Source organism: Streptomyces sp. NPDC002130 (assembly GCF_040296465.1).
Lineage (GTDB): Bacteria > Actinomycetota > Actinomycetes > Streptomycetales > Streptomycetaceae > Streptomyces.
The window spans coordinates 1-5,590 of the sequence record NZ_JBEOXI010000380.1; the positions used below are offsets into that span (position 1 = coordinate 1).

General features: G+C 71.5%; 5 protein-coding genes. 1 reads left to right on the forward strand and 4 read right to left on the reverse strand.

From position 1 onward, the window contains the following. Window positions 1-157: 157 nt before the first annotated feature. From groL to ABT116_RS38880, 4 genes are all read right to left on the reverse strand, one after another. Complete coding sequence (gene groL / locus ABT116_RS38865) at window positions 158-1,783, reverse strand: chaperonin GroEL (RefSeq protein WP_351644309.1); 1,626 nt, start codon at window positions 1,781-1,783, stop codon at window positions 158-160. A 116-nt stretch (window positions 1,784-1,899) separates the two neighbouring features. Further along, on the reverse strand, window positions 1,900-2,208 hold the full coding sequence (groES, locus tag ABT116_RS38870; RefSeq protein ID WP_003974211.1) for a co-chaperone GroES: 309 nt from the start codon (window positions 2,206-2,208) through the stop codon (window positions 1,900-1,902). Between the two features lie 169 nt (window positions 2,209-2,377). Further along, window positions 2,378-3,127 (reverse strand): polysaccharide deacetylase family protein, encoded by a 750-nt coding sequence (locus ABT116_RS38875; protein ID WP_502984014.1) that lies wholly within the window; start codon window positions 3,125-3,127, stop codon window positions 2,378-2,380. Further along, window positions 3,124-4,059, reverse strand: coding sequence for a polysaccharide deacetylase family protein (locus ABT116_RS38880; protein WP_351644312.1), 936 nt, complete (start codon window positions 4,057-4,059; stop codon window positions 3,124-3,126). Before ABT116_RS38880 ends, ABT116_RS38875 begins: the two co-directional genes overlap by 4 nt. Before the next feature lie 171 nt (window positions 4,060-4,230). Between ABT116_RS38880 and ABT116_RS38885 the strand changes: the two genes are divergently transcribed. Then, the gene (locus tag ABT116_RS38885; protein ID WP_351644315.1) at window positions 4,231-5,400 is read left to right on the forward strand and encodes a class I SAM-dependent methyltransferase; all 1,170 of its coding nucleotides are present in this window, start codon (window positions 4,231-4,233) and stop codon (window positions 5,398-5,400) included. Window positions 5,401-5,590 lie beyond the last annotated feature (190 nt).

Here is a 5,590-nt window from a genome sequence, read left to right on the forward strand (position 1 = left end):
GCCCGGCCGCGGTTTCGATCTCCGGCATGCCGATCATGGCGGTGTCCTTCCGGCGCGGGGTCGCGGAACGCGCTGTATCGAACCCTGACGCGCGGGGTGCCGGGCCTTCACCCGGGTTCTGGCGAGCTGACGTCCGTCAGCCGTCAGCCGTCATGCGTCAGTGGGCGTGGCCGTGGCCGTGGCCCGCGGCGGCCGGCTCCTCCTCTTCCTTCTTCTCGACGACCAGGGTCTCGGTCGTGAGGAGGAGGGAGGCGATGGAGGCGGCGTTCTCCAGGGCGGAGCGGGTGACCTTGACCGGGTCGATGACGCCGGCCTTGACCAGGTCGCCGTACTCGCCGGTGGCGGCGTTGAAGCCCTGGCCCTTCTCGAGCTCGGCGACCTTGGAGGTGATGACGTAGCCCTCCAGGCCGGCGTTCTCGGCGATCCAGCGCAGCGGCTCGACGGCGGCGCGGCGGACGACCGCGACACCCGTGGCCTCGTCGCCGGTCTTGCCGAGGTTGTCCTCGAGGACCTTCACGGCGTGGACGAGCGCGGAGCCACCACCGGAGACGATGCCCTCCTCGACCGCGGCGCGGGTCGCGGAGATGGCGTCCTCCAGACGGTGCTTGCGCTCCTTGAGCTCGACCTCGGTGGCGGCACCCACGCGGATGACGCACACGCCGCCGGCCAGCTTCGCGAGGCGCTCCTGGAGCTTCTCGCGGTCCCAGTCGGAGTCGGTGGACTCGATCTCGGCCTTGATCTGGGCGACGCGGCCCTGCACGTCGTCCTTGTTGCCGGCGCCGTCGACGACCGTGGTGTCGTCCTTGGTGACGGTGACGCGGCGGGCGGAGCCGAGCACGTCCAGGCCGACCTGGTCGAGCTTGAGGCCGACCTCCTCGGAGACGACCGTGGCGCCGGTGAGGACCGCGAGGTCCTGCAGCATCGCCTTGCGGCGGTCGCCGAAGCCGGGGGCCTTCACGGCGACGGCGTTGAACGTGCCGCGGATCTTGTTCACGACGAGGGTGGAGAGGGCCTCGCCCTCGACGTCCTCGGCGATGATCAGCAGCGGCTTGGAGGCGTTGGACTGGATGACCTTCTCCAGCAGCGGCAGGAGGTCCGCGATGGCGGAGATCTTGCCCTGCGTGATGAGGATGTACGGGTCGTCCAGGACGGCTTCCATGCGCTCCTGGTCCGTCACGAAGTACGGCGACAGGTAGCCCTTGTCGAAGGCCATGCCCTCGGTGAAGTCCAGCTCCAGGCCGAAGGTGTTGGACTCCTCGACGGTGATGACACCGTCCTTGCCGACCTTGTCCATCGCCTCGGCGATGAGCTCGCCGACCTGCTGGTCCTGGGCGGACAGCGCGGCGACGGCGGCGATGTCGGACTTCTCGTCGATCGGGCGGGCCGACGCGAGCAGGTCCTCGGAAACGGCGGCGACGGCGGCGTCGATGCCCTTCTTCAGGGCGGCCGGGGAGGCACCGGCGGCGACGTTCTTCAGGCCCTCGCGCACGAGCGCCTGGGCGAGCACGGTCGCGGTGGTCGTACCGTCACCCGCGATGTCGTTGGTCTTGGTCGCCACCTCCTTGACCAGCTGGGCACCGAGGTTCTCGTACGGGTCCTCGACCTCGACCTCACGGGCGATGGTCACACCGTCGTTGGTGATGGTGGGAGCGCCGAACTTCTTGTCGATGACGACGTTGCGGCCCTTGGGGCCGATCGTCACCTTGACCGTGTCGGCAAGCTTGTTGACGCCGCGCTCGAGGGCGCGACGGGCGTCCTCGTCGAACTTCAGGATCTTCGCCATGGGAGCGTGAGCCCTCTTCCGGAATCTGGGATATACGGCACTGCGCCCCGGGCGCCCGGCTTATTGGCGATAGCGGGGGCCAGGGGCGCAGTTCAAAGCAAGGTGCTTGGGGTGAATTACTTCTCGACGATCGCGAGCACGTCGCGGGCCGAGAGGACGAGGTACTCCTCGCCGTTGTACTTCACCTCGGTGCCGCCGTACTTGCTGTAGAGCACGACGTCGCCGACGGAGACGTCGAGCGGAAGACGGTTGCCGTCCTCGAAGCGGCCCGGGCCCACGGCCAGGACGACGCCCTCCTGGGGCTTCTCCTTGGCGGTGTCCGGGATGACCAGGCCAGAGGCGGTGGTCTGCTCGGCGTCGAGCGGCTGGACCACGATGCGGTCCTCGAGCGGCTTGATGGCAACCTTGGAGCTGGTGGTCGTCACGATCCGACCTCCCCCTTCGGAGATCTCACGGGGTTAACTGTCTGAGGTGGCGACCAGGTGGATCCGTCGTCGCGGGTGCCGGACCTGCCCGTCGCTGTGTTGGCACTCTCCAGTGGGGAGTGCCAGAGCCGAGACTATGACTGCGATTAGCACTCGGTCAAGCGGACTGCTAATTGCGTGCGGCGCGTCGGGCAGGTGCGCTCTCCAGGTGGTCCTCGAGCCGCCCCACCCGCAGCCCCCTCGCCTCGATCTCGCGCAGCAGCCGCACCGTCCGTTCGGCCAGGGTCGGCGACCCCGTCCCGCCCGACGGCACCGAGACGATGTCGCCGGCCCGCAGGCCGGGCTCGCCGCGGGTGTACGTCAGTTCGCCGTCGGCGTTCAGGGACGCGCGCCACAGGACGATCGCGGCGATGCCGCAGTCGGCGGCGGCGCGCAGGGTCGTCCTGTCGTAGGTGCCGTGGGGCGGACGGAAGAGGCGGGGGACGATGCCGAAGCGGGAGCGGAGTTTGTGCTGCTGGCCGCAGATCTCGGCGCGCTGGCCGGCGTAGGGCAGGCCGCGCAGGGCGGGGTGGTCGAGGGTGTGGTTCTGGATGGACGCGCCGACCGCGCGCAGCCGGGCGAAATGGCCGTAGCCGGGTCCCACGACGCTGTCCGTGAGGAACAGGCTGACCGGGAGCCGCCGTTCGCGGACGAGGCCGACGAAGCGGGGGTCGCGTTCGGCGCCGTCGTCGTAGGTGAGGAAGACGACGGGTTCGCGGGTGGCGACGTGGTCCACGACGGGCGGCAGCCGACGCGTGTCGTTCACCCCGCGCGCCGGGTCCCGGGCCCGGCCGTCGGCGGTGCCCGGCCGCTCACCCGCCACCCCGGAGCAGCCGGCCAGCAGGGCCGCGCACAGCAGTACGGCGGCCTGGCGCCTCACAGGTAGTCCTCCAGCCGCCCGACCGCGTACCCCTGAGCCGTGACCTTGTTCAGGAAGCGGCGGATCATGTCGGCCATGGTGCCCTTCCACTGGTCACGACCCCGGAAGTGCGTGAGGACGATGTCACCCGGATGCAGCCTCCGGCCCCCGTCGCGGTACTCCCAGTGGTCGGCGAAGACCTCCTCGTTCCACAGGGGCACGTACGCGATGCCGCAGGTCTTGGCGGCCCGCAGGGTCGCCCGGTCGTAGCTGCCGTAGGGCGGGCGGAAGAGGGTGGGGCGTTTGCCGAACCGCCTCTCCATGTAGCGCTGCATGCCGCAGATCTCGCGCTTCTGCTTCCGGTAGGACAGGCCGCGCAGGTTGGGGTGGTTGAGGGTGTGGTTGTGCAGTACGACGCCCCGGGACTGCATCTTCCGGAAGTAGCGGGTGTCGTTCCTGACCAGGTAGCCGCTGAGGAAGGCGCTGTACGGGACGTCCAGGTCGCTCATCATCCGCAGGAACGCCGGGTCCTTCTCGGCGCCGTCGTCGATGGTGAGGAAGACGACCTTGTCCCGGGTGGGGATCCTCGTGAAGACGGGCGGGAGGTCCAGCTCCCGGTGGTCGTCCACCTCGAAGCCCTTGCGGGTCCTGATCCTGGGCTTCTTCGCGGGGGCGGGCGGGGCGGCCGACGGGGTCCTGCGCAGACCCCAGCGGTGCGCGGCGGCGACCCGGGCGGCGTGCGCGGCGCGCAGCTTGGTGGCGTAGGAGTCGAGCGCGCGGGCCGGGGGCGCGTCGAGGGGCTGCTGGCCGCCGGCCGGGGTGACCTGGTCGCCGCCGTCCTGCGCGCAGCCGGAGGCGAGGGCGGCGAGGACGAGCACGGCGAGGACGATCCGTACGCCGGCGGACGTCCGTCCCGACGCCCGGCTTTTGTCATTTTGTACGACTGCTCGCATGATGCCGGATCCTCGCAGCCCCCTCCCGGCGATCCCGGTCCGACACCGCGACCGGCGCCCACCATCCACCGACTGGCCCACACACGGGCCGAACACCGCGAGGGGCCGGCTCAGCCGTCGCTCGCACCGGACCGGCCACCGCCCTCCTCCCCCGTGGCCGACAATGATCCGGTGAACGACCTCGCCCTCCTCCTCACCCCCGAAGGCCGCGCTCTCCTCGACGAGGTGCGGGACACCGATCCTGCGCAGGAGCTGGCCGTCGCGACCCGGTTGCGCCGCGAGCACCCCGCCGAGCTGGTGTCGGCGGCGCTGGGCCAGGCGCGGCTGCGGCAGCGGGCGGTGGTGAAGTTCGGGTCCGAGGACGCGGGCCGGATGTTCTTCACGCCGAACGGCGTCGAGCAGTCGACCCGGGCGAGCGTGGCGGCCTACCGGGCCCGGCGCATGGCCGAGTCGGGCATCACCTCGGTCGCCGACCTGTGCTGTGGCATCGGCGGTGACGCGATCGCGCTGGCCCGCGCCGGAATCCGGGTCCTGGCCGTGGACCGGGACCCGCAGACCGCCGCCGCGGCGCGGGCCAACGCCGATGCGCTGGATTTGGCCGGTCTCGTCGAGGTGCGCGAGGCGGACGTGACGGAGGTGGACACGGCCGGTTTTGACGCCGTGTTCGTAGACCCGGCCCGGCGCGGCGGACGCGGCCGGATCTTCGACCCCGAGGCCTACTCACCGCCCCTGTCCTGGGCGGTCGCCGCCGCCCGCCGGGCCTCTCGCGCCGCCGCTCTGAAGATCGCCCCCGGCATCCCGCACGAGGCGGTCCCCGAGGACGCCGAGGCCGAGTGGATCTCCGACGGCGGGGACGTCAAGGAGGCGGTGCTGTGGTTCGGCACCGAGCCGGGGGCGGTCCGGGCGACCCTCCTGCCGGGCCCCCGCACCCTGCTCTCCCGCGGCCTGCCCGACCCGGACGTCCGCCCGCCCGGCCGCTACCTCTACGAGCCCGACGGCGCCGTCATCCGCGCCCACCTGGTCGCCGAGGTGGCCGACCAGGTCGACGGCGGCCTGCTCGACGCGACCATCGCGTACGTCACGTCCGACGCCCTGCGCCCGACCCCGTACGCCACGGCCTACGAGATCACCGACCACCTGCCCTTCAACGTCAAGAAGCTGAAGGCCCTCCTGCGGGAGCGGCAGGTCGGCACGCTGACCGTGAAGAAGCGGGGCTCGGCGGTCGAGCCGGAGGAGCTCCGCAGGAAGGTCAAGCCGCAGGGCCCGCACGCGGCGACCGTGTTCCTGACCCGGGTCGCGGGAGCACCGGCGATGCTCATCGGGCACCCCGCCCGACCGTAGGCGTCAGGCCTACCCGACGCTCGTCGGGCACCCCGCCCGGGCGGGCCGTGGGACTGCCCGATGCTCGCGGGAGCCCGCCCGGGCAAGTCGTACAACTGCCCGATGCTCGCGGGACCCCACCCGGGCAAGTCGTGGAACTGCCCGATGCTCGCGGGACCCCACCCGGGCAAGTCGTGGAACTGCCCGATGC